The organism is Nonomuraea polychroma (assembly GCF_004011505.1).
Taxonomy (GTDB): domain Bacteria; phylum Actinomycetota; class Actinomycetes; order Streptosporangiales; family Streptosporangiaceae; genus Nonomuraea; species Nonomuraea polychroma.
Window position 1 is genome coordinate 640,112 of the sequence record NZ_SAUN01000001.1, and the last position, 22,630, is coordinate 662,741.

13 protein-coding genes are annotated in these 22,630 nt (G+C 71.3%); 12 read left to right on the forward strand and 1 reads right to left on the reverse strand.

The window, feature by feature from the left end; all coding sequences use genetic code 11:
* Positions 1-50 precede the first annotated feature (50 nt).
* Together EDD27_RS02910 and EDD27_RS02915 are read left to right on the forward strand one after the other, a co-directional pair.
* Positions 51-344: an antibiotic biosynthesis monooxygenase family protein gene (locus tag EDD27_RS02910; protein ID WP_127930948.1), complete on the forward strand. Its 294-nt coding sequence runs from the start codon at positions 51-53 to the stop codon at positions 342-344.
* Positions 345-439: 95 nt separating this feature from the next.
* Entirely contained in the window at positions 440-1,825 is a 1,386-nt protein-coding gene (locus EDD27_RS02915; protein ID WP_206641201.1) for a glycine--tRNA ligase, read from the forward strand.
* 212 nt (positions 1,826-2,037) lie between these two features.
* Here the strand turns inward: EDD27_RS02915 and EDD27_RS02920 are convergent, their stop codons facing one another.
* Entirely contained in the window at positions 2,038-2,955 is a 918-nt protein-coding gene (locus EDD27_RS02920; protein WP_127930949.1) for a dienelactone hydrolase family protein, read from the reverse strand.
* 125 nt (positions 2,956-3,080) lie between these two features.
* On the opposite strand from EDD27_RS02920, the gene EDD27_RS53860 reads away from it, so the two are divergent.
* From EDD27_RS53860 to EDD27_RS02965, 10 genes are all read left to right on the forward strand, one after another.
* On the forward strand, positions 3,081-3,230 hold the full coding sequence (locus EDD27_RS53860) for a hypothetical protein (RefSeq protein ID WP_164903444.1): 150 nt from the start codon (positions 3,081-3,083) through the stop codon (positions 3,228-3,230).
* Positions 3,227-4,222, forward strand: a complete 996-nt coding sequence (locus EDD27_RS02925) for an AAA family ATPase (RefSeq protein WP_241563833.1) — start codon at positions 3,227-3,229, stop codon at positions 4,220-4,222. The genes EDD27_RS53860 and EDD27_RS02925 overlap by 4 nt, the downstream gene beginning before the upstream one ends.
* Positions 4,219-5,193, forward strand: coding sequence for a DUF58 domain-containing protein (locus EDD27_RS02930; protein WP_127930950.1), 975 nt, complete (start codon positions 4,219-4,221; stop codon positions 5,191-5,193). Before EDD27_RS02925 ends, EDD27_RS02930 begins: the two co-directional genes overlap by 4 nt.
* Positions 5,190-6,131: a VWA domain-containing protein gene (locus EDD27_RS02935; RefSeq protein ID WP_127930951.1), complete on the forward strand. Its 942-nt coding sequence runs from the start codon at positions 5,190-5,192 to the stop codon at positions 6,129-6,131. The genes EDD27_RS02930 and EDD27_RS02935 overlap by 4 nt, the downstream gene beginning before the upstream one ends.
* Positions 6,128-6,997, forward strand: a complete 870-nt coding sequence (locus tag EDD27_RS02940) for a S1C family serine protease (RefSeq protein WP_206641202.1) — start codon at positions 6,128-6,130, stop codon at positions 6,995-6,997. Before EDD27_RS02935 ends, EDD27_RS02940 begins: the two co-directional genes overlap by 4 nt.
* Before the next feature lie 10 nt (positions 6,998-7,007).
* Positions 7,008-7,673, forward strand: coding sequence for a response regulator transcription factor (locus EDD27_RS02945; protein ID WP_164903445.1), 666 nt, complete (start codon positions 7,008-7,010; stop codon positions 7,671-7,673).
* The gene (locus tag EDD27_RS02950; RefSeq protein WP_127930952.1) at positions 7,670-8,839 is read left to right on the forward strand and encodes a HAMP domain-containing sensor histidine kinase; all 1,170 of its coding nucleotides are present in this window, start codon (positions 7,670-7,672) and stop codon (positions 8,837-8,839) included. Before EDD27_RS02945 ends, EDD27_RS02950 begins: the two co-directional genes overlap by 4 nt.
* Positions 8,840-9,463: 624 nt before the next feature.
* Positions 9,464-12,100 carry a pyruvate, phosphate dikinase gene (ppdK, locus tag EDD27_RS02955; protein WP_127930953.1) on the forward strand — a complete coding sequence of 879 codons (2,637 nt, stop codon included), beginning with the start codon at positions 9,464-9,466 and terminating at the stop codon, positions 12,098-12,100.
* Positions 12,101-12,472: 372 nt separating this feature from the next.
* Positions 12,473-17,293 carry a non-ribosomal peptide synthetase gene (locus EDD27_RS02960; protein ID WP_127930954.1) on the forward strand — a complete coding sequence of 1,607 codons (4,821 nt, stop codon included), beginning with the start codon at positions 12,473-12,475 and terminating at the stop codon, positions 17,291-17,293.
* A complete protein-coding gene (locus EDD27_RS02965; RefSeq protein WP_127930955.1) occupies positions 17,290-22,611 on the forward strand; it encodes a non-ribosomal peptide synthetase/MFS transporter in 5,322 nt (1,773 codons plus the stop codon). Before EDD27_RS02960 ends, EDD27_RS02965 begins: the two co-directional genes overlap by 4 nt.
* Positions 22,612-22,630: the final 19 nt, after the last annotated feature.

Sequence of the window (22,630 nt, forward strand, 5' to 3'; positions counted from 1 at the left end):
ACCTCGCCCGGCGACCCATGGCGGGCCTGCTTCGCCTCTAGGCTGGTCGCGTGCTCGCTGTGATCAGATACACCGTTCCAGAGTCCCAGTCCCAAGACTTCGTCAAACAGGGCCACACCATCCTGGACACGTTCGCCGGCCAACCCGGCTACCGGCGTGGCCGGCTGGCCAGGTCGGTCGACGAGCCCAATCTGTGGGCGCTGGTCACCGAGTGGGAGGGGGCCGGCTTCTACCGCAGGGCGCTGTCCGCCGCGCGGATGGTGATGTATCCGCTGATGATCCTCATGGTCAATGAGCCCAGCGCGTTCGAGGACGTCTACATTCTGGATGCACAAGGCGAGTGAACTATTCTCGCGCGCGAGAACCTGCGCGCGTCCCCTAAGCTGGGAGCTCATCAATTTCACTCGCCGACCTCCAGCCGGAAAGAGAACCAACCACAATGGCACGACGCACCGACGTCATGGACACCATCGTCAGCCTCGCCAAACGCCGCGGGCTCGTCTACCCGTCGAGCGAGATCTACGGCGGACTGCGCGCGTCGTGGGACTACGGTCCACTGGGCGTCGAGCTGAAGAACAACGTCAAGCGGCAGTGGTGGCTGTCGATGGTCCAGGCCCGCGAGGACATCGTCGGCCTCGACTCCTGCGTCATCCTGGCGCCCGAGGTGTGGCGGGCCAGCGGTCACGTCGACACCTTCACCGACCCGCTGACCGAGTGCCTGTCCTGCCACAAGCGGTTCCGCGCCGATCACCTCATCGAGGCGTACGAGGAGAAGAACGGCAAGACGCCCGAGGGCGGCCTGGCCGACATCACCTGCCCCAACTGCGGCAACAAGGGCACCTTCACCGAGCCGCGGCAGTTCAGCGGCCTGCTCAAGACGTTCCTCGGCCCGGTCGAGGACGAGTCGGGCCTGGCCTTCCTGCGCCCCGAGACCGCGCAGGGCATCTTCATCAACTACCTCAACGTGCAGCAGTCCGCGCGCAAGAAGATCCCGTTCGGCATCGGCCAGATCGGCAAGTCGTTCCGCAACGAGATCACGCCGGGCAACTTCATCTTCCGCACCCGCGAGTTCGAGCAGATGGAGATGGAGTTCTTCGTCAAGCCGGGCACGGACGAGGAGTGGCACCAATACTGGATCGACGAGCGCTTCCGCTGGTATTCCGACCTCGGCATCAACAAGGACAACCTCCGGCTCTACGAGCACCCCAAGGAAAAGTTGTCCCACTACTCCAAGCGCACCGTCGACGTCGAATACCGGTTCAACTTCGCCGGTTCGGAGTGGGGTGAGCTCGAAGGCATCGCCAACCGCACCGACTTCGACCTGACCGCCCACTCCAAGGCGTCGGGCGTCGACCTCAGCTTCTTCGAGCAGGACACCGGGGAGCGCTACGTCCCCTACGTCATCGAGCCCGCGGCCGGTGTCGACCGGGCCACGCTGACGTTCCTGCTGGACGCCTACAGCGAGGACGAGGCGCCCAACGCCAAGGGCCAGATGGAGAAGCGCACGGTCATGCGGCTCGACCACCGGCTCGCCCCGGTCAAGGCCGCGGTGCTGCCGCTGTCGCGCAACGCCGACCTGTCGCCGAAGGCTCGCGACCTGGCCGCGCAGCTGCGCCGCCGGTGGAACGTCGAGTTCGACGACGCGGGCGCGATCGGCCGCCGCTACCGGCGCCAGGACGAGATCGGCACGCCGTTCTGCATCACGGTCGACTTCGACACGCTTCAGGACCAGGCGGTGACCATCCGCGAGCGCGACAGCATGGCCCAGGAGCGCATCTCCATCGACGCCGTCGAGTCCTACCTGCGCCAGCACCTGAACGACTGATTTCTTTTGGTCGTGTTCGGCCGCTCGCCGTTCCTTCGGCGGGCGGCCGTTTTTCGTCAAAGGCCAGACCATCCTTTACGGCAAGCCACGTGGGCTCCTCCCGCCGCACTTCGGCTGATGGCCCTCCAGGGGGACGCTCCTCCGCCTCACCGGCGCGCCGCCGTGACGCGCGCAGGCTTGGCCGACTCCGTGGCTCCACCTGGCCGTTCGCGTCAGGACAGATGGCGGTCGAACCAGGCCAGGACGCGTTCGTATGCCTGGGCCGCTGCCTGGGCGTTGTAGCGCCGGCCCGTGTCGTTGAAGAAGGCGTGGCCGACGCCGGGGAACGTCACGATGTCGTGGGTCAGCCCCGCCTTCTCCAGGGCCGCTTTGGCGGCGTCCCTGGTGGCGTTGATGCGCTCGTCCTGTTCGGCGTATACCCCGAGGACGGCGGCCTTGGTGCCGGTCATGTCGGCGTTGTCCGGGAGCGGGCCGTAGAAGGGGGCGGCGGCGGACAGGCGGGGCTCGGCTGACGCGAGGAGCAACCACGTCATTCCGCCGCCGAAGCAGAAGCCCATCATGCCGAGCTTCGCCCCTTCGGCACGCCGATCGAGCTCGCCCACGGCGGCCTTCATGTCGGCCACGAAGCGCTCCGGCGGGATCTCGCCGAGCTTGGCGGTGGCCTGCGCGGTGTCGGTGAATGACGCGGTGCCGCCCTCCCGGGACAGCAGGTCGAGGGCCAGGGCCGAGTAGCCACTCGCGGCCAGGCGGCCGGCGACCGAGCGGATGTGGTCGGTGAGGCCGCGGTTCTCGTGGATCACCAGGACCGCCCCCTTGGCGTCCCCTTCGGCGGCCGCCCACGCGGCCTGCAACGTCGTGCCTTCGGGCCCGGCGAACGTGACCGCCTCCGTCGGCAGCGGCGGAGGGCCGGCCGGGCTCGCCGTCGTGGTGGCGGGGGCCGGGGAGGTCGCCGCTCCGGTGGTGGGCCTGGCGGGCGCCTCGGGTGCGCCGCAGGCGGCCAGGAGGGCGGTGGCGGCGGGGAGGCCCAGGCCCAGCAGCGCGAGCCGGCGCAGCGCCTCCCGGCGGGGGATGAGGCCGTCCACGTGATCGAGGGCGACTTCTTCTGCGAGATAACGCTGAATGGGCGTCATGCCGGAGGTCTACCGCCATTCACCGAAAAACCGTGTAAAGGCGAGGGTTACGCCGGTTTTCGCAGTCACTTGATGACATGGCTCCCAAGCCCGATATGAGGCCCATACGAGGGACGAGGGAATCCATGCGTACATCACGTTTCGCTGTTGTGCTGCTGGCCGCCGGTGCGGCGCTCATGACGGGGAGCGCCGCCTTCGCCGAACCCGAGCCGAGCGCCGCCCTGGAGCTACGGATGATCGTGGACGACTGCGCGGAGAAGGTGGTGCAGCCGTGACTGATCCCGCTCTGCTGGAAAGGGCGCTGTTCGAGGTCAAGCGGGTGATCGTCGGGCAGGATCACATGGTCGAGCGGTTGCTCGTGGCGGTGCTCGCCAAGGGGCACTGCCTGCTCGAAGGCGTGCCGGGCATCGCCAAGACGCTCGCCGCCGAGACCCTGGCGACCGTGGTCGGTGGCACGTTCGCGCGGATCCAGTTCACGCCCGACCTGGTGCCGTCCGACATCGTCGGCACCAGGATCTACCGGCCGTCGGCCGAGAGCTTCGACATCGAGCTGGGCCCCGTCATGGCCAACATGCTGCTCGCCGACGAGATCAACAGGGCGCCCGCGAAGGTGCAGTCGGCCCTGCTGGAGATCATGGCCGAGCGGCAGGTCAGCATCGGCGGCGTCACCCATGACGTGCCGACGCCGTTCCTGGTGCTGGCCACGCAGAACCCGATCGAGTCCGAGGGCGTCTACCACCTGCCGGAGGCGCAGCGCGACCGCTTCCTCATGAAGATCGACGTGGACTATCCCAGCGAGTCGGAGGAGCTGGCGATCGTCTACCGCATGAGCGTGGACCCGCCCACGCCTCAGCAGATCCTTGACCCTGCTCAGGTCATCGCGCTGCAGCGGCGGGCCGAGGAGGTCTTCGTGCATCACGCGGTCGCCGAGTACGCCGTCCGCCTCGTCTACGCCACCCGCGACCCCGACAGGTACGGGGTGCAGGACGTGCGGCGGCTGCTGGCGTTCGGCGCGAGCCCCAGGGCCACGCTCGGCCTGCTGGCCGCCGGCCGGGGGCTGGCGCTCATGCGGGGGCGCGACTACGTGCTGCCGGAGGACGTACGGGACCTGGCGCACGACGTCATGGCGCACCGGCTGGTGCTCTCCTTCGACGCGCTGGCCGACGGGGTGGCGCCGTGGGAGATCGTGGACCGGGTGCTGGGTGCGGTGCCGCTGCCGGTCATCGCCCCGCAGCAGGAGACCCGGCCACAGGAAGCGGTGGCATGAAGCCCTACCTGATTGCCGAGCCCGCACTGCGCAGGCTCGAGCTGACGATCACCAGGAGGCTGGATGGACTGCTCCAGGGCGAACACCTGGGGCTGCTGCCAGGCCCGGGGACGGAGCCGGCCGAGACCAGGCCCTACCAGGCGGGGGACGACGTGCGGCGGATGGACTGGAACGTCACCGCCCGTACCAACGAGCCCCACGTGCGCGATCTGGTCGCCGACCGGGAGCTGGAGATCTGGGCCCTGCTCGACGCCACCGCCAGCATGGACTTCGGCACCGCGGCGATGGAGAAGCGGGAACTGGCCCTGTCCGCGCTGGCCGCGGTCGGCTTCCTCACCCAGCGGACCGGCAACCGCATCGGCACCCACATGTTGCACGGCGGCGGCGTCAGGACGCTGCCCGCCAGGACGGGCCGGCCGCATCTGATGGCGTTGCTGCAGGCGGCGTTCGGACTGCCCCGCACCCCGCCGGGGGTGGCCGAGCCGCTGCTCGGTGTGGCGGCCGAGCAACTGGGCCGGGTGGTGCGCCGCCGCGGCCTCATGGTCGTGGTGTCCGACTTCCTGGACGCGCCGGAGACGTGGGAGCTGCCGCTGCGCAAGCTCACCGCCCGGCACCAGGTGCTGGCGGTGGAGGTGCTCGACCCGCGCGAGCTGGCCCTGCCGAACGTGGGGATCCTGACGCTGATCGACCCGGAGACCGGGCGGCGGCGCGAGGTCGCCACCTCCAGCGCGCGGCTGCGGCGCAGGTATGCGGAGGCCGCGGCCGGGCAGCGCGATGCCATCGCGCAGGCGATGCGCCGGGCCGGAGCCACTCACCTGCGGCTGCGTACCGACCGGGACTGGGTGCGCGACCTGGTCAAGCATGTCATGAGACAGCGCCGCCTGGCGGCGCTGGCCGCCACCCCGGTCTTCCCCGGCCGCCCGGCGGCTCCGGGGACGGGCCGCCCGCCCGAGGGAGGTGATGTGGCGTGACGTTGCTCGCGCCCATCTGGTTGTTGCTGCTCATTCCGGTGGCCCTGCTCGCCGTCACCTACGTGATCGTGCAGCTGCGGCGCACCGCGTACGCCGTCCGCTTCACCAACCTCGACCTGCTCGACAAGGTGGCGCCGAGACGGCCGGGCTGGCGGCGGCACGTGCCGGCGGCGGCGCTGCTGCTCATGTTCGCCCTGCTCGTGGTGGGGTTCGCCCGGCCTCAGGCCGAGGTCACGGTGCCCAGGGAACGGGCGACGATCATGGTGGCGTTCGACGTGTCCGCGTCGATGGGCGCCACCGACGTCTCCCCGAACCGCTTCGAGGCGGCCAAGCAGGCGGCCAGGCAGTTCGTCCAAGGCCTGCCGGAGCGGTTCAACCTGGGCCTGGTGCCGTTCTCGTCGAATGCCTCGATCGCCGTGCCGCCCACCACGGACCGGCAGGCGGTGCTGACGGCGCTCGACCGGCTCAGCATGGACTCCGGCACCGCGATCGGCGATGCGGTCTACTCCTCGCTGGAGGCCATCGCCTCGCTGGACTCGGCGGAGGAGGCGCCGCCCGCGCACATCGTGCTGCTGTCCGACGGCTCCAACACCACCGGCCGCACGGTCACCGACGCCGCGACGGAGGCGGCCAACCGGGGCGTCCCCGTCACCACGATCGCCTACGGCACGCCCGACGGCACCATCAACCTCTCCGGCCGCGAGGTGCCGGTGCCGGTGGACGGCCCGGCGCTGCGTGACCTGGCGCAGGCGGCGGGCGGCGGCTTCTACGAGGCGGCGAGCGGCGACGAACTGCAGGCGGTCTACGACGACATCGGAACCTCGGTCGGCTACCGGACCGAGCGTCAGGAGGTATGGCAGTGGTTCGTGGCGGCGGGCCTGATCTTCGCGTTGATCGCGGCGGTGACGTCGATGCTGTGGTTCTCGAGGCTCCCGTGAGGGGGCTGGGCAGCCCGCGCGGGCCGGAGTTCGTCACCCTGTCGATGCGGGACAGCCCCGAAGTGGCCGCCGCGCCCGGCGTCGTCGTTCCCCAGGGGCCGAGGACGGCCCCGGCGAGACCCAAAGCCCCGCCCAGGGGACGCCTGCTGGTGACCGCCGCGCTCGTCGCGGCGGTCACCGGGGCGGCGGCGGGCGTGGCGGGGGCCCGGCTCTCCGAAGGGTCCGAGCCGGCCCCCGCCGCTGCCGCCCTCCCCAGGGTGGCGCCCGCCCCCTCGGCGAGCCTCAGCGGACTCAGCGCGACGGCGGACCGCGTGCTGCCCAGCGTGGTGTCCGTGGAGGTCGGCCGCGGGGGTGGTTCGGGGTTCGTGGTGGACGATCGCGGCCACATCCTCACCAACGCGCACGTGGTGCAGGGCTTCGACCAGGTGACCGTGATACTCAACGACGGGCGCCGGCTGCCGGCGCAGGTGATCGGCGAGGACGACGACGAGGACCTGGCCGTGCTGGAGGTGGCCTACCCGGGCGACCTGGCCCCCGCCACCCTCGGCAGGTCCGCGGACCTGGCGGTGGGCGACCAGGTGCTGGCGATCGGCTCGCCGCTGGGCCTGTCGGGCACGGTCACCGCGGGCATCGTCAGCGCGCTGGACCGCGAGGTGCGGCTGGGCGGCGCCCGGCGGACGGCCGTGCAGACCGACGCGTCCATCAACCCCGGCAACTCGGGCGGGCCGCTGGTGAACGCCCGGGGCGAGGTCGTCGGCGTGAACACCGCCATCGCCTCCGGACGGGGCGGCGGCAACATCGGCATCGGCTTCGCCATCCCCATCGACCGGGCCGCCCCCATCGCAGAACGAATCATCCGAAATTAGGGTGCAGGGCATGCGACTGCTTGTGGTGGAGGACGAAGAAGACCTGGTCGACGCGTTGCGCGTGGGCCTCGTCCGCGCCGGATACGCCGTGGACGTGGCCTACGACGCGCCGGCCGCGCACGAGAAGTTGCAGGTCAACACGTACGACCTGGTGTTGCTCGACCTCAACCTGCCCGGCGGCGACGGCTTTCAGCTGTGCCGCACGGTGCGCGCGGCCGGAAAGGGCGTGCGGATCATCATGGTCACCGCACGCGACCGGCTGGACGACCGCGTGCGCGGGCTCGACGAGGGCGCCGACGACTACGTGGTCAAGCCGTTCGCCTTCCCCGAGCTGCTGGCCAGGGTGCGGGCGCTGCTGCGCAGGGACTCCAGCGGCGGCACGTCGGTCATCCAGGTGGGCGGGTTGAGGATCGACACGGCGCGGTTGGAGGTCACGCTGGACGGCCGGTCGCTGGCGCTCACCCCCAAGGAGTACGGCGTGCTGCACTACCTCATGACCAGGCCCGGCCACGTCGTGTCCAGCGAGGAACTGCTCGAACACGTCTGGGACGAGCACGCCGACCCCTTCACCAACACCGTGCGCGTCACGGTCGGCAACCTGCGCCGCAAGCTGCAGGAGGACGGCCTGATCGAGACCGTGATCAGCCGGGGCTACCGGCTCAAGGAGCCGACATGATCCACACCATCCGCTTCCGGCTCACCGTGCTCTACTCGGGCCTGCTGTTCGTTCTGGCCACGCTGGTGCTCGGCGCCATCTACTTCGCGGTCTCCAAGACCACCGAGCAGCGCCCGTACACCACCGAGTACGCCAAGGCGTACAACGGCGGACAGTACGTCGGCAAGCGGGAGGTGGTCTTCGTCGAGGAGGTGGAGAACGCCATCAACGTCCGGACGATGGCCACGTTGCGCGACTACTCGCTCTACACGCTGGCCGGCCTCTACGTCGCCAGCCTGGGCATCGGATGGGTGCTGTCCGGCCGCGTGCTGCGCCCGGTGCGGTCGATCACGCGTACCACGGAGGAGATCCAGGCCACGGACCTCAAGCGGCGCATCAACCTCAACGGGCCGCGCGACGAGCTGAAAGACCTGGCCGACACCATCGACACCATGCTCAGCCGCCTGGAGGAGGCGTTCCGGGCGCAGCGCCAGCTCATCGACGACGCCTCGCACGAGCTCCGCAGCCCGCTGACCATCATCAGGGCCAACGTTGACGCCGTGCTCGCCGACCCCGACGCCAGCGAGGAGGAGCGGGCCAGGGCCGTGGCCATCGTGGACCGCGCGACCACCCGCATGACCAGGCTGGTGGAGGACCTGCTGGCCAGCGCCAGACGGCAGGGCGGCGCGTTCGCCGACGCCGATCTCGACCTGTCCCGGGTGGTGGGGGAGGCGTGCGAGGAGTACACGGCCCCGGCCGCCGCCCGCGACCTGATGATCACCCGCGACCTGGGGCGCGGCCTGGAGATGACCGGCGACTCCGACGCGCTGCGCCGCGCGGTGGCCAACCTGCTCTCGAACGCCGTGCGCCTGTCACCCCCCGGCGGCACGATCAGGGTCGCCGCAGGCCGGTCGGACGGCTGGTTGTGGGTGGCGGTCCGGGACGACGGCCCGGGGTTGCGAGAGGCCGACCAGGAGCGCGTGTTCGACCGGTTCTGGCGCGGCGAGACCAGCCGCCGTGACCGCCACACGGGCCTCGGCCTGGCGATCGTCCGGCAGATCGTGGAGTCGCACGGGGGCCGGGTCGCGGTGTTCTCCCGGCTCGGGCAGGGGGCGACCTTCGTGTTGTGGCTCCCGCCGCGCGACGGCGTGCCCGGCGTGCCGCCCGAGGACAACCCGCTACGCTGACCGCCTCCGGCAGACGGCGCGGGTGACGAGGAAGGCCGCCACCGGCAGCACGAACACGGCCGGTCCAGCAGGTGGTGGTAGTCGCCGTCGCCGGTGAAACGCCGCTCCAGGAACGGGTAGAGGATCAGCACGCCGAAGAACACCGTCAGGATCAGCGGCGGCACCCACAGCCCTGGCTGGAGCACGTACCCGCCGATCGGGATCTCCCTCCCCGGGACGAGCCGCTGTGCGCCGTCCAGCACTCAGCGCGTACAGCGGCACCAGCGCCAGCGGGATCCCAGGCACCAGCGCGCGAACGGCAACCGGTCGTCCAGGTAGATCGACGCGGCGCGGACCGTCTTTGCCGATCCCGCGAGGATGCGAGCGCGCCTCTTGGGCTTGGTGGGAGTGGCCATGGGGGCCTCCTGGCGGGGCTGTGATCCGATTCTGCAGCGGCACTCGCGCTTTCCCAAGAATTGGTGTAAACCAATTGGTATAAACCAATTTGCACGATCAACCCATAAAATTGGATTAGACCTGTCGTGGGCCCTTCACCAGCACAAACACCGTTATATGAGAGGAGTGCAGTTTCATCATCAATTCCCCCGGTAGAGTCCGGGACAGAGGCGTTGGATTGGAGCTGTGGTGGCCAAGCACGTTTACGATTTCACCGAGGGCAACAGGAATCTCAAGGATCTTCTCGGCGGTAAAGGCGCGAATCTCGCGGAGATGACCAATCTCGGGCTGCCGGTTCCTCCTGGATTCACGATCACCACCGAGGCGTGCCGCCACTACCTGGCGGCCGGCGCCGTGCCGGACGGCCTGGACCAGGAGGTCGCCGGGCATCTGGACGCGCTCGAGAAGAAGATGGGCAGGAAGCTCGGGCAGGCCGACGACCCGCTCCTGGTGAGCGTGCGGTCCGGGGCGAAGTTCTCCATGCCGGGCATGATGGAGACGGTCCTCAACATCGGCCTCAACGACGAGTCCGTGCACGGCCTGGCCAAGCAGGCCGGCGGCAACGAGCGCTTCGCCTGGGACTCCTACCGCAGGCTCATCCAGATGTTCGGCAAGACCGTGCTCGACATCGACGGCGACCTGTTCGAGCGCGCGCTCGACGAGCTCAAGGGCAGGCGCCAGGACACCGACCTGGACGCGGGCGAGCTGCAGGGGCTCGTGAAGACGTACAAGGGGATCGTGCGCGAGCAGACCGGCAAGGACTTCCCCGCGGACCCCCTCGAGCAGATGCGCCTCGCCGTCATGGCCGTCTTCGACTCCTGGAACGCCCCGCGCGCCATCCTCTACCGCCGCCAGGAACGCATCCCCGCCGACCTCGGCACCGCCGTCAACATCATGGCCATGGTCTTCGGCAACTACGGCGACGACTCGGGCACCGGAGTGGCCTTCACCCGCGACCCCGGGTCGGGCCGGCAGGGAATCTACGGCGACTACCTGCAGAACGCCCAGGGCGAGGACGTGGTGGCGGGCATCCGCAACACGATCCCGCTGGAGGAGCTCGAACGCATCGACAAGCACTCCTACGACGAGCTCCTCGGCATCATGCAGACGCTCGAGACGCACTACAAGGACCTGTGCGACATCGAGTTCACGATCGAGCGCGGCAAGTTGTGGATGTTGCAGACGCGGGTCGGCAAGCGGACCCCGGGGGCGGCGTTCCGCATCGCCACCCAGCTCGTCGACCAGGGTCTCATCACCCTCGACGAAGCCGTCACGCGCGTCACCGGCGACCAGCTGGCCCAGCTCATGTTCCCCCGCTTCGACGCGGGCGCCGACAAGAAGAAGATCGCCAAGGGCATGAACGCGTCCCCGGGCGCCGCCGTCGGCAAGGCCGTCTTCTCCTCCGAGCGGGCCGTGGAGCTGACCGAGCAGGGCGAGGACGTCATCCTCGTCCGCCGCGAGACCAACCCCGACGATCTGGTCGGCATGATCGCCGCCAAGGGCGTCCTGACCAGCCGCGGCGGCAAGACCTCCCACGCCGCGGTGGTGGCCCGCGGCATGGGCAAGACGTGCGTGTGCGGCGCGGAGGAGCTCGACGTCAACATCCGTGACGGGAGCTTCACGGCGCCGGACGGGGTGGTCGTGTCGGAAGGCGACGTGATCTCCATCGACGGCACGACCGGCGAGGTGTTCCTCGGCGAGGTCCCGGTGGTGCCGTCGGCCGTGGTCGAGTACTTCGAGGGCGCCGAGCCCGGCGACGAGCTCGTCAAGGCCGTGGACCGCATCATACGGCGCGCGGACGCCGCCCGCCGGCTCGGCGTGCGGGCGAACGCCGACACCCCGGACGACGCCGCCCGCGCCCGCCGCTTCGGCGCGCAGGGCATCGGCCTGTGCCGCACCGAGCACATGTTCCTGGGGGAGCGCCGGCAGCTGGTCGAGGACCTGGTCCTGGCCTCCACGGACGAGGAACGTCAGGCGGCGCTGGACGCGCTGGAGCCCCTCCAGAAGTCCGACTTCATCGGGATATTTCGGGCTATGGAGGGTGATCCCGTCACCATCCGCCTGATCGACCCGCCCCTGCACGAGTTCCTGCCCGACATCGTGGACCTGTCGGTCAAGGTCGCCACATCGCCGGACGTCACGGAGAAGGACCGCAAGCTCCTGGCGGCCGTCAAGCGCCTCCACGAGCAGAACCCGATGCTCGGCCTGCGCGGCGTCCGCCTCGGCCTGGTGATCCCCGGCCTGTTCGCCATGCAGGTGCGGGCGATCGCCCAGGCCGCCAAGGAAGTCCCCGGCGCGCGCCCGGAGATCATGATCCCGCTGGTGGCGGCCGTACAGGAGCTGGAGTCGGTACGGGAGGAGGCCGCCAAGATCCTGGCCGAGGTCGGCGTGGAGGCGCTGATCGGCACCATGATCGAGGTCCCGCGCGCGGCCCTGACGGCCGGCCAGATCGCCGAGGCCGCCGAGTTCTTCTCCTTCGGCACCAACGACCTGACCCAGATGGCCTGGGGCTTCTCCAGGGACGACGTGGAGTCGTCGTTCTTCCACCGCTACCTGGACCTGGGGATCTTCGGCGTCTCCCCGTTCGAGACCATGGACCGGGAGGGCGTGGGCCGCCTGATCAAGATCGCCGTCGAGGAGGGCCGGGCCGCGCGGCCGGACCTGCACCTGGGCATCTGCGGCGAGCACGGGGGCGACCCCGACTCGGTGCACTTCTGCCACGAGGTGGGCCTGGACTACGTCTCGTGCTCCCCGTTCCGGATCCCGGTGGCCCGGTTGGAGGCCGGCCGCGCCGCCCTGAGCGACACCGACTCCGACACCCGCTGAGGTCTTCACCCCGGGGGTGCTGCGCCCACTGGGTTCGCCCAGGCAGCGCCCCCGCAACAGGTGGGCGACGAACGTGCGCTAATCCCGTTTGCCGCACATCGAGGTAGTTGAAGATCGCTGGCTTGCCGTGCTGATCTCTGCGCGGTATGACCTGGCTGGTGAGACAGCGTGCGGGGAGTCTGCCCCCGACCTCTTAGTGAGAGACGGGGTGCTGAGCTCACTCCACGGGGTGACCGGCACTACCAACAGGACATGACTGGCTACCGAAAGTCATGATCATTGTTACGGTAACGATATCTGACAAAGTCTCGCGAACCACGCGATCATGCAAGCCTTGCCGCCATCAATCGGAGCTGAACGGGGAGATCCTTCGTGGCTGGCATCCTGGAAACCGATCGCGTTCACGAAGCCATAGCGGAGCAGGTGCGACGTACCCCTGATCGCATCGCCGTGGTGGCAGGCCGGACCCGCGTCACCTATGCGGAGCTCTACACCCGCGCCGGGCGGATCGCCGGCGAGTTACGTCGTCGTGGCACGGGACCCGGCGACTCCGTGGGCGTGTGCCTGGACAGGGACGACTCGCTGATCGCGGCGCTGCTGGCTGTGTGGCGGGCGGGGGCCGCCTACGTGCCGCTCGATCCCGCCTATCCGGCCGACCGGCTGGAGTTCATCGCCGAGGACGCGGGGATGGCCCAGCTGATCACCTCTGAGGTCGTCGCCCGGAGGCAGGAGGCGGTCCTTCGGGCGTCGGGCGCCGAAGCCCTGCTCATCGAGTCCATCGTCGGCGACGGCGACGAGTCCATCGACTCGGGGGCCGGGAGCTCGGCGGATGCCGCGTACGTGATCTACACGTCCGGCTCGACCGGCCGTCCCAAGGGCGTGGTCGTCGAGCACCGCAACGTCATGGCGCTGCTGCGCTACGAGGCCACACGGTACCCGGACGAACTGGCCGGCATGCTCTTCGCCACGTCGGTGTGCTTCGACCCCTCGGTGACGCAGATGTTCCTGCCGCTGCTGTGCGGCGGGACCGTGATCGTCGCCGACAACCTGCTGGCCCTGTCCGCGCTGCCGGCCCGCGACGAGGTGACCACCGTGTACGGCGCCCCCTCCGCGCTGGTGGCCCTGCTCGGCGAGCCGCTCCCGGCCGGTGTCCGTACGGTGATCGCCGGCGGCGAGCCGCTCACCCGGGCGCTGGCGGATCGCATCTACGCCAACCCCGGCGTACGCCGCGTTGTAAACGTATACGGGCCGACGGAATGCACGGTCACCTGCACCTCCCACGAGGTACTCCGCGACGAGGAGGGCGAACCGCCGATCGGCTCGGCCTACGCCGGTTCCGTGCTCAGCGTGCGCGACCCCGGCGGGCGGCCGCTGGCCGACGGCGAGGTCGGCGAGCTGTGGGTGGCGGGGCCGCTGGTCGGCCGCGGATATCTGAACCGGCCGGCGCTGACCGCGGAACGGTTCGTGACCGACGACGAAGGCGTGCGCCACTACCGCACCGGCGACCTCGTCCGCCGCGAGAACGGGATCTGCTCCTACGCGGGCCGCAACGACGACCAGGTCAAGGTGGCCGGGTTCCGGGTCGAGCTGGGGGAGGTGCAAGGCACCCTGACCCGGCATCCCGGCGTGAACCACGCGGTCGTGCTGACCCAGAACGACGCCCGGGAGGTACGCCGCCTGGTCGCCTACGTCGAACCCTCGGCGGACGGGGTGAGCGAGGCGGAGCTGCGGCAGTGGATGCGTGAGCGGCTGCCCGACTACATGGTTCCGTCCAGGATCGCCCTCATGGAGCGCATCCCGCTCGGCCCCACGGGGAAGGTCGACCGGGGCGCGCTGCCGGCCCTGGAATTCGCTCCCGAGCTGGGCGCCTACGTCGCGCCACGCAACGACACCGAGCGACGGCTCGCCGAGATCATCGGCGCGGTGCTCGGCGTCGAGCAGGTCGGCGTCCACCACCACTTCATCGACCTCGGCGGCGAATCGCTGGCCGCCGCCCGGATCTGCGCGGTCATCGAACGGGAGCTGGGCGCGCGGGTTGCACTCACCACGTTCCTCGGCCGGCCGACGATCGCCGAGCTGGCCCCGCTCGTGGAGGCCGCCAAGGCGGAGGCTCCGCGGTCCGCCGCGCCCCGGCTGACCCGACACCCCGGCAGGGACCGGTATCCGCTCACCGCGGCCCAGTACGGCATGTGGCTGCTACGCGAGGTCAGCCACACCCGCAACGCCACCACCCTCGCCTTCCGCCTGCGCCTCACCGGCCTTGACTCGGCCGAGCCCGTCCGGGCCGCCCTGGATGCGCTCGTTCGCGAACACGAGGTGCTGCGCACCGTCATCGTGATCGGCGAGGCCGGCGAACCGGTGGCCGAGGTGCGGCCGCCGGCGCCGGTCCCGTTGGAGGAGCACGCGTACGCGTCCGGTCTGGCCGAGCGGCTCGCGGTCCACGGCTTCGACCTGTCCGCCGACGTTCCGCTGCTGCGCGCCGCCCTGCTCTGGCACGACAAGCGGACGGCCGAGCTGATCGTCGTCACCGACCACACCGCCTACGACGGCTGGTCCAACGCCACGCTCATGGAGGCGCTCACCGGAACCGTGGCCGAGCAGCCCGTCCAGGTCGGCGACGTGGCCCTGCTGGAGCAGGAGCTCGCGGCCGACCCGGACAGGATGGAACGGTTGCGGGCGTTCTGGGCCGAGGAGCTGGCCGGGGCGGCGCCGCCGTACGATCTGTCGACGCGCGCGCCGAGCGGGCCCAGCCGCTTCCGCGGCACCCGGCTGGTGCACAAGGTGCCGGCGGGGACGGCGGCCAGGGCGGGCGAGCTGGCCGCGGCGACCGGCACGACCCCGTTCGCGGTCTACTTCACCGTGCTCGGGCTGCTGGTGGCGGCCGAGACCGACCGGCCCGACGTGCTACTGGGCGCGGCCGTCGCCGACCGTGCCCACCCCGAGCTGGAGGGTATCGTCGGCCCGCTCGTCGACGTGCTCCCGGTACGGCTCCGCCTCGACGGCGACTTGTCCGTACGGCGGGCCATCGTCCAGTCCGCGGCCGCCACGACAAGGTCGCTCGATCACATCGGCCTCGCGCCCGGGGAACGGCTGGCCGTCTCCGGGATCGAGCGTCCACGGGGCACGATGCTCACCCCGGTCGTGCTGTCGTACCAGCCGCCTGCCGTGCCGGTGCGGCTGGAGCGCGACGGGCTCACCGTGGAGCTGTTCGGCGAGCTGAGCGGAGGCGGGGCGCAGGCGCCGTACACGGTGTTCGTGAACACGACGGTGGAGGGTGTCGAGATCCAGGTCGAGTACGACGTCGACCTCTTCACCCCGGAGGAGGCCGGGGGCTTCGCCGATCGGCTGATGCGGCTGCTCGAGGCCGCGGTGGCCGGTCCTGACCTGCCTCTGTCGGCGTTCGAGCTGGTCACCGCCGAGGAGCGGGCCACGCTGCTGGCCTGGGGCAGCGGGGCGCCGCTCCCCGAGCCCGGCTCGGCGACCGTCGTCCATGAGGTGCTGGAGCAGGCGGAACGGCACCCGGGACGGGTGGCCGTGGCGGACGGGATGGGGGAGCTGACCTACGCCGAGCTGGCGGCGGCCTCGGCCCGCATCGCCGCCGCCCTCCGAACCGGCCCGGCCGCCCCCCAGGGAGACCAGGTCGTGGCCGTGTGCCTGCCGCGTGACAGGCGGCTGCCTGCCGCGCTCGTCGGCGTGGCCAGGGCCGGTGCGGCCTACGTGCCGCTCGAACCGGACCACCCGGCCGAGCGGCTGCGGCACCAGCTCGCCGACTCGGGCGCCACGGTGGTGCTCGCCGCGGACGACACCGTCCAGGTGGCGCGCGAGCTGGCCGGGTCCACCGGCGCGACGGTACTGGACATCACCGACCTGCCCACGGGGGACGCGTCGCCCGCCACCACGCCGGACGGTCTGGCCTACGTCCTCTACACCTCCGGCTCGACCGGCCGGCCCAAGGGCGTCGAGGTCACCCACGCCAACCTGGCCGCGTTCGTGGCGGCGATGCGGGTCATGCCCGGTGTCCGTGACGACGACGTCATGCTCGGCCTCACCCCGTTCTCCTTCGATGTCTTCGGCTTCGACCTGTGGGTCAGCCTGTGCAACGGGCTCCGGCTCGAACTGCTCGACCGTGCCTCGGCCGTCGACGGCCACGCGGTGGCACGGCGCATCGACGACTCCGGCGTCACGCTGCTCACCGCCACCCCGACCACGCTGCGCATGCTGGTCACCGCCGGCTGGGCGGGCAGCGACCGGGTACGCGTCGTCAGCATCGGCGAGGTCCTCGACCCGGCCCTGGCCGACGAGATGCTGGTCAGGGTCGGCGAGCTGTGGAACTCGTACGGGCCAACGGAGACGACCATCTACTCCACCATGACGAGGATCAGCGCCCCCGTCGGTGACAGCGTGTCCATCGGAGGGCCGCTGCCCGGTGAGCGGGCCTACGTGCTGAACCAAGCGGGCCGCCTCGTCCCGCCGGGCGTCCCGGGCGAGCTGTGGGTCGGCGGCGTGGGCGTGGCCCGAGGCTACCGCGGCCTCCACTCTGCCGCGTTCGCCGACGATCCGCTGGCTCCGGGTGAGCGCCGCTACCGCACCGGTGACCTGGCCCGCTGGCGCTCCGACGGCACGCTCGACTTCCTCGGCCGCCGCGACCAGCAGGTGAAGATCCGTGGCCATCGGATCGAGCTGGGCGAGATCGAGGCGGCGCTGCGGGAAAGCGTGCCGGATGCGGTGGTCGCCGTACACGACGAGTACCTCGTCGGCTACCTGATCGGCGGGATGACCGAGGTCGGCGGGGTGGAGGCCGCGCTGCGGGAGCGGTTGCCCGACTACATGATTCCGCGCCGGTGGATGACGCTTGACACGCTGCCCACCACCTCCTCCGGCAAGGTCGACAGGGGCGCGCTGCCCAAACCGGACCGCGCGGCCACCCGCACCCTGGTCCCGCCGCGCAGCGACGCCGAGCTGCTCGTCGCCGAGGTCTGGCGGGCGGTGCTCGGCCTGGACGCGGTCGGCGTGGACGACGACTTCTTCGCCCTGGGCGGCCATTCGCTGGCGGCCATGCTGGTCACCGCCCGCCTCAAGGAGGCGCTGACCATGGAGGTGCCGGTGCGGTTGCTGTTCGAGCGGCCGGTGCTGGCGGCGTTCGCCTCGGCGGTGGAGAAGCTGTTGGTGGCGGAGCTGGAGGCCGGGCGATGACCGAGACACAGGAGAGCCTTCAGGACCGGCTGGCGGTGCGGCTGGCCGCCGCTCGCCTGGCCGCCGCCCGTGCGGCGCCGGGCATCCCTGCCAGGGCGGAGAGCACGCCTGTGCCGCCGTCGCCCGCGCAGGCGCGACTGTGGTTCCTGGACCAGCTCGCCGAGCCGGGCGACCGGGGCGTGTACAACGTGCCGACGGCCGTCCGGTTGCGCGGCCCGCTGGACACGGCCGCGCTGCTGGCCGCCGTACGGGAGCTGGTCGAGCGGCACGAGGTGCTGCGCACGCTCGTCGACCAGGACCGCACCGTCGTGGTCGGCGCCGACCGGGTGCCGATCACAGTGGCGGACCTGGACGACCCGGAGCGGCTGGAGCGGGAGGCGTACCGGCCGTTCGCGCTGGACGCCGAGCCGCCGGCGAGGGCCGTGCTCTTCCGACTGGACGACGACGAGCACGTGCTGCTGCTGACCGTGCACCACATCGCCTTCGACGCCTGGTCCAGGGATGTGGCGATCGCCGAGCTGGCGGCGCTCTACACGGCCGGGCTAGGCCTGGGCGAGCGGCCGCCCGAACCGCGCGTGCAGTACGGCCACTACGCGCAATGGCTCGCCGGGCAGCAGGCGGGCGACGTGACCTGGTGGACCGAGCGGCTGGCGGGCCTCGAACCGGTGCTCGACCTGCCGACCGACCGCCCGCGCCCGGCCGTCGCCGATTGGGCGGGCGCCGAGGTGCCCGTCAGGCTCGGTCCCGAACTGGCGGCCCGGGTGCGGGCGGCGGCCGCTGAGACCGGGGGCACGCCGTTCATGGTGCTGCTGGCCGCCTGGCAGGAACTGCTCGGCCGGGTCTCGGGCACCGACGACGTGCCGGTGGGCGTCCTGGAGGCGGGCCGCCTGCATCCCGACACCGAGAAGATGCTGGGCTGCTTCGTCAACACGCTGGTCATGCGGGGCGACCGGACGGGCGACCCGACCGGCCGCGAGCTGCTCGCCAGGGTCCGCGACAGCGCGCTGGAGGCGTTCGCGCACCGGGAGACGCAGTTCGAGCGCGTGGTGGAGGTGCTGCACCCGGAACGCAACCTGGCCACCACGCCGATCTTCCAGGCGGTGCTGAACGTCCTGGACACCCGGCCGGAGCCGCCGCACTTCCCGGGGGTGGAGGCGGAGGTGTTCGAGCCGCCGCTGCGGACGGTCAAGTACGACCTCAACCTGGCGCTGTCCAACGTCGGCGACGGCTACGAGGGCACGCTGGCCTACCGCGCGGACCTGTTCGACGCGGGCACCGCGCGGCGCATGGCCGGCTGGTACGTGACGCTGCTGGACGGCATGCTCGTCGACCTCGACGCCCCGGTGGGCGCGGTGCCCTTGGAACCGGTCACCGGCCCGCTGATCGCCGGACCGCGCCGGGATTTCGACCTGTCCAGGCCGTTGCACGCCTGGTTCGAGGACTGGGCGGCCCGCACGCCCGACGCCGTCGCCGTCGCCGACCCCCAGGGCACGATGACGTACGCGGAGGTCGAGCGGCAGGCCAACCGGATCGCGCACCGGCTGTCGGCGGCCGGTGTCGAAGCCAACGACGTGGTCGGCATCCTCGCCGAACGGCACGGGCCCCTGGTTCCGGCGATCCTGGGCGTGCTCAAGGCGGGAGCCGCGTACATGCCGCTCGAACCGGCCTACCCGGACGATCGGCTGGCGTACATGGTCTCCTGCGGAGCGCGGCTGGTGCTGGCCGAGCGGGCGCTGGCCGAGCGGCTGCCCGGTGCGCTGGTCCTGGAGGACGTGCTGGCCGAGGATCGGCCGGAGACCTCACCGGGCGTGCCCGTCGGGCCGGACCACCTGGCCCACGTGCTGTTCACGTCGGGCTCGACCGGGCGGCCGAAGGGCGCGGCGGTGGAGCACCGGGCCGTCCTGCACTACCTCCGTGCGGTGGCCGAGTGCCTCGGCGGCGGCCCGTACGCCTCCTGGGGCGTGGTCTCCACGATGGCCTCGGACCTGGTGATGACCTGCCTGTTCGGCGCGCTCCTCAGCGGCGCCACCGTGCACCTGGTGGACCAGGAGACCGCCACCGACCCTGACGCCTACACCGCCTACCTCGCCGCCCATCCGATCGACGTGATCAAGATGGTGCCCAGCCATCTGGAACTGCTGGCGGCGCACGGCGACCTGGCCCGCATGTTGCCGACCGGGCTGCTCATCCTGGCGGGCGAGGCGACCTCGTGGGAGCTGGCCGAGCGGGTCAGGGCCGCCCGTCCCGGCCTGGAGCTGCAGATCCACTGCGGCCCCACGGAGACCACGGTGTCGGTGCTGAGCTGCGTCGCACCGGAGACCCCCACGGGCTCCGCGAACGTCCCCCTAGGTCGGCCGCTGGCGAACGTGGACTGCTACGTCGTGGACCCGGCCGGCCGCCCGCTGCCCGCCGGCGTGCCGGGCGACCTGTGGATTGGCGGCCCCAGCCTGGCTCGCGGCTATCTCGGCCGCGACGACCTGACCGCCGAGCGTTTCGTGCCCGACCCGGTCACCGGCACCACCCGGTGCTACCGAACCGGCGACCGGGTACGGCTCAACGCCGACGGCATGGTCGAGTTCTTGGGACGGGTCGACGACCAGGTCAAGATCCGCGGCTTCCGGGTGGAGCTGGGCGAGGTCAAGAGCGCGCTGCACGACCAGCCGGGCGTACTGGAGGCGGCGGTGCTGCCGATCGGCGAGGCACACAACCGCCGTCTGGCCGCGTGGATCGCGCCCGCCACCGTCGACCTCGCGGCGGTTCGCGCCGGGTTGCGGGAGCGGCTGCCCGAGTACATGGTGCCGCCGGCCATCGTCGTCCTGGACACCCTGCCGCTCACCCCGCTCGGCAAGATCGACCGGGCGGCGCTGCCCATGCCGGAGGCGGCCACGGCGGCCGACCGCGTCCCCCCGAGCACGCCGACCGAGGTGCGGATCGCCGCGGTCTGGGCGAGCGTGCTCGGCACCGATGACCTGGGCGTCGACGACGACTTCTTCGCCCTCGGCGGCGACTCGTTCATGGCGGTACGCGCGGTCAGGGAGATCGATCCGGCGCTGCGCGTCATCGACCTGTTCACCCGGCCGACGATCCGCGAGCTGGCCGCCCATCTCGACTCCGGCTCCCGCGACGGAGCCGAGAGTGGGCTGCTGCACCGGCTCGCCGGGCCCGCGGTGGCGAGCCGTACCGTGCTTTGCGTGCCGTACGGCGGAGGCTCGGCCGCCGCCTACGGGCCGCTGGCCACCGAGCTGGCGGCCCGCCATCCCGGCACCGCGGTGCTGGCCGTCGAACTGCCTGGCCACGACCCGGCCCGGCCGGACGAGCCGATGCTCACGCTGCCGGAGCTGGTCGACCGGGTCGTGGCCGAGCTGTCCACGCTGAGCACCGGTCCTGTCGCTCTGTACGGCCACTGCGTGGGCTCGGCCGCCGCCACCGAGCTGGCGCTGCGCCTGGAGGAGTCGGGGGTGCCCGTCGCCGGGTTGTTCGTCGGCGGCAGCTTCCCGGACGCCCGGCTGCCCGGCCGGATCTCCGCCTGGTGGAACCAGAGGTTCCCGGCCAACAGGTGGTCCTCCGACCGGTCGCAACGCGACTTCCTGCGTACGCTCGGCGCCCTCGACGAGGAGACTGGCGACACCACGATCATGCTGCGTGGCCTGCGGCACGACGTGGAGGAGGCGCAGGCGTGGTTCAGCGGCGAGCTGGCCGCCGCGGGCGCGCGCAAGCTCGCCGCCCCGGTGCTGTGCGTGATCGGCGAACGCGACCGCTCCACCGAGCTGTACCAGGAGCGATACCGCGAGTGGGGCGCCTTCGCCGAGCGCGTGGAACTGGCCACCATCCCGCGCGCGGGCCACTACTTCCTCAAGCACCAGGCGTCGCGCCTGGCCGAGCTGATCGACGGCCACCTCGCCGACTGGTCGGCGGGCCGGTTGCCCGAGCAGGTCGCCGATGTGGAGGTGGTCGGCGTGCGCGCCCGCGATGATCTGCGCCGTTTCTACACCGTGGCGGTCGGTCAGACCGCGTCGCTGCTGGGCAGTGCGCTGACCTCGTTCGCCCTGGGCGTGTGGGCCTACCAGGAGAGCGGCCGGGTGTCGGACTACGCGCTGGTCTCGATGCTGGCCACGCTGCCGTCGCTGCTGGCCTCCCCACTCGGTGGGGCGGTGGCGGACCGGGTGAACCGCCGGCTGGTGATGCTGGCCTGCGACGCGGTGTCGGCCGTGGCGACGGCCGCGCTGGTGGCGCTGCTGGTCGCCGGGCGGCTCGAGGTCTGGCAGGTCGGTGCCATCTCCGGTGTGTTGTCGCTGGTGACGGCCTTTCACCGGCCCGCGTACCTGGCGGCGGTGGCCCAGCTCGTGCCCAAGCCGTACCTCATGCAGGCCAACGCGGTCGCGAACCTCGGCACTGGCCTCGGCATGCTCATAGCCCCGCTGGCTGGGGCGGCGCTGATCGCCATGATCGGGGTGCACGGGGTGGCGGCGGTGAACATCGCCACCTTCGTCATCGGCCTGTCGACGCTGTTGCTGGTGCGCTTCCCCGATCGGCTGTTCCGCCGGTTGGAGGAGACGTTCACGCAGGCCATGGCCGGCGGCTGGCGGTTCCTCATCCGGCGGCGGCCGCTGATGATCATGATCGGGTTCTTCGTGGTGGAGAACTACCTCGGCATGCTGGCCCTGGCGATCACTGTGCCCACCGTGCTGTCGTTCGGTGACGTGGCGGCCGTCGGCACGGTGACCGCGGCCCAGGGGCTGGGCGCGGTGCTCGGGGCGCTGGTCATGGTGTTCTGGGGTGGCACGGAGCGGCGGGCGATCGGGATGGTCGGCTTCGTTAGCGGCTTCGGCTTCGGCATCCTGCTGATCGGCCTGCGCCCGTCGGTCGCCCTGGCGGCCTTCGGCGGCCTGCTGTCGTGGTTGTTCCTCAGCATCCTGAACACGCACTGGTTGTCGATCATCCAGCTCAAGGTGGGGCTGGAACTGCAGGGCCGAGTGCTGGCCACCAACCAGATGCTGGCGGTGTCCATGACGCCGCTGGCCTTTCTCACCGCGCCACCGCTGTCCGACCTGTTCGGCCCGTTGCTGGAGCGCGGCGGGGCGCTGGCCGGCACGGTCGTCGGGGACCTCGTCGGCGTCGGCCCCGGCCGGGGCGTCGGACTGCTGCTCGCCGTGACGGGCGCGCTCCTGGTGGTGTGGGGCGCCTTGGGCCTGTGGTACCGGCCGTTGCGGCGGATGGAGGACGACCTGCCGGACGCGGTGGCAGGCGCCGAGATCGCCGACGACCTCGACAGCGTGCAGGAGGAGGCGGACAGGGAGCTGGCCCGCGTTCACACCTGATGCCTGATGCCTGATGCGG

What these genes read in the sequence shown, in the direction of transcription:
- EDD27_RS02965 (WP_127930955.1), top strand. Translation starts at nt 17,290, where the DNA reads ATGACCGAGACACAGGAGAGCCTTCAGGACCGGCTGGCGGTGCGGCTG.
- EDD27_RS53860 (WP_164903444.1), top strand. Translation starts at nt 3,081, where the DNA reads ATGCGTACATCACGTTTCGCTGTTGTGCTGCTGGCCGCCGGTGCGGCG.
- EDD27_RS02915 (WP_206641201.1), top strand. Translation starts at nt 440, where the DNA reads ATGGCACGACGCACCGACGTCATGGACACCATCGTCAGCCTCGCCAAA.
- EDD27_RS02950 (WP_127930952.1), top strand. Translation starts at nt 7,670, where the DNA reads ATGATCCACACCATCCGCTTCCGGCTCACCGTGCTCTACTCGGGCCTG.
- EDD27_RS02945 (WP_164903445.1), top strand. Translation starts at nt 7,008, where the DNA reads ATGCGACTGCTTGTGGTGGAGGACGAAGAAGACCTGGTCGACGCGTTG.
- EDD27_RS02930 (WP_127930950.1), top strand. Translation starts at nt 4,219, where the DNA reads ATGAAGCCCTACCTGATTGCCGAGCCCGCACTGCGCAGGCTCGAGCTG.
- EDD27_RS02920 (WP_127930949.1), bottom strand. Translation starts at nt 2,955, where the DNA reads ATGACGCCCATTCAGCGTTATCTCGCAGAAGAAGTCGCCCTCGATCAC.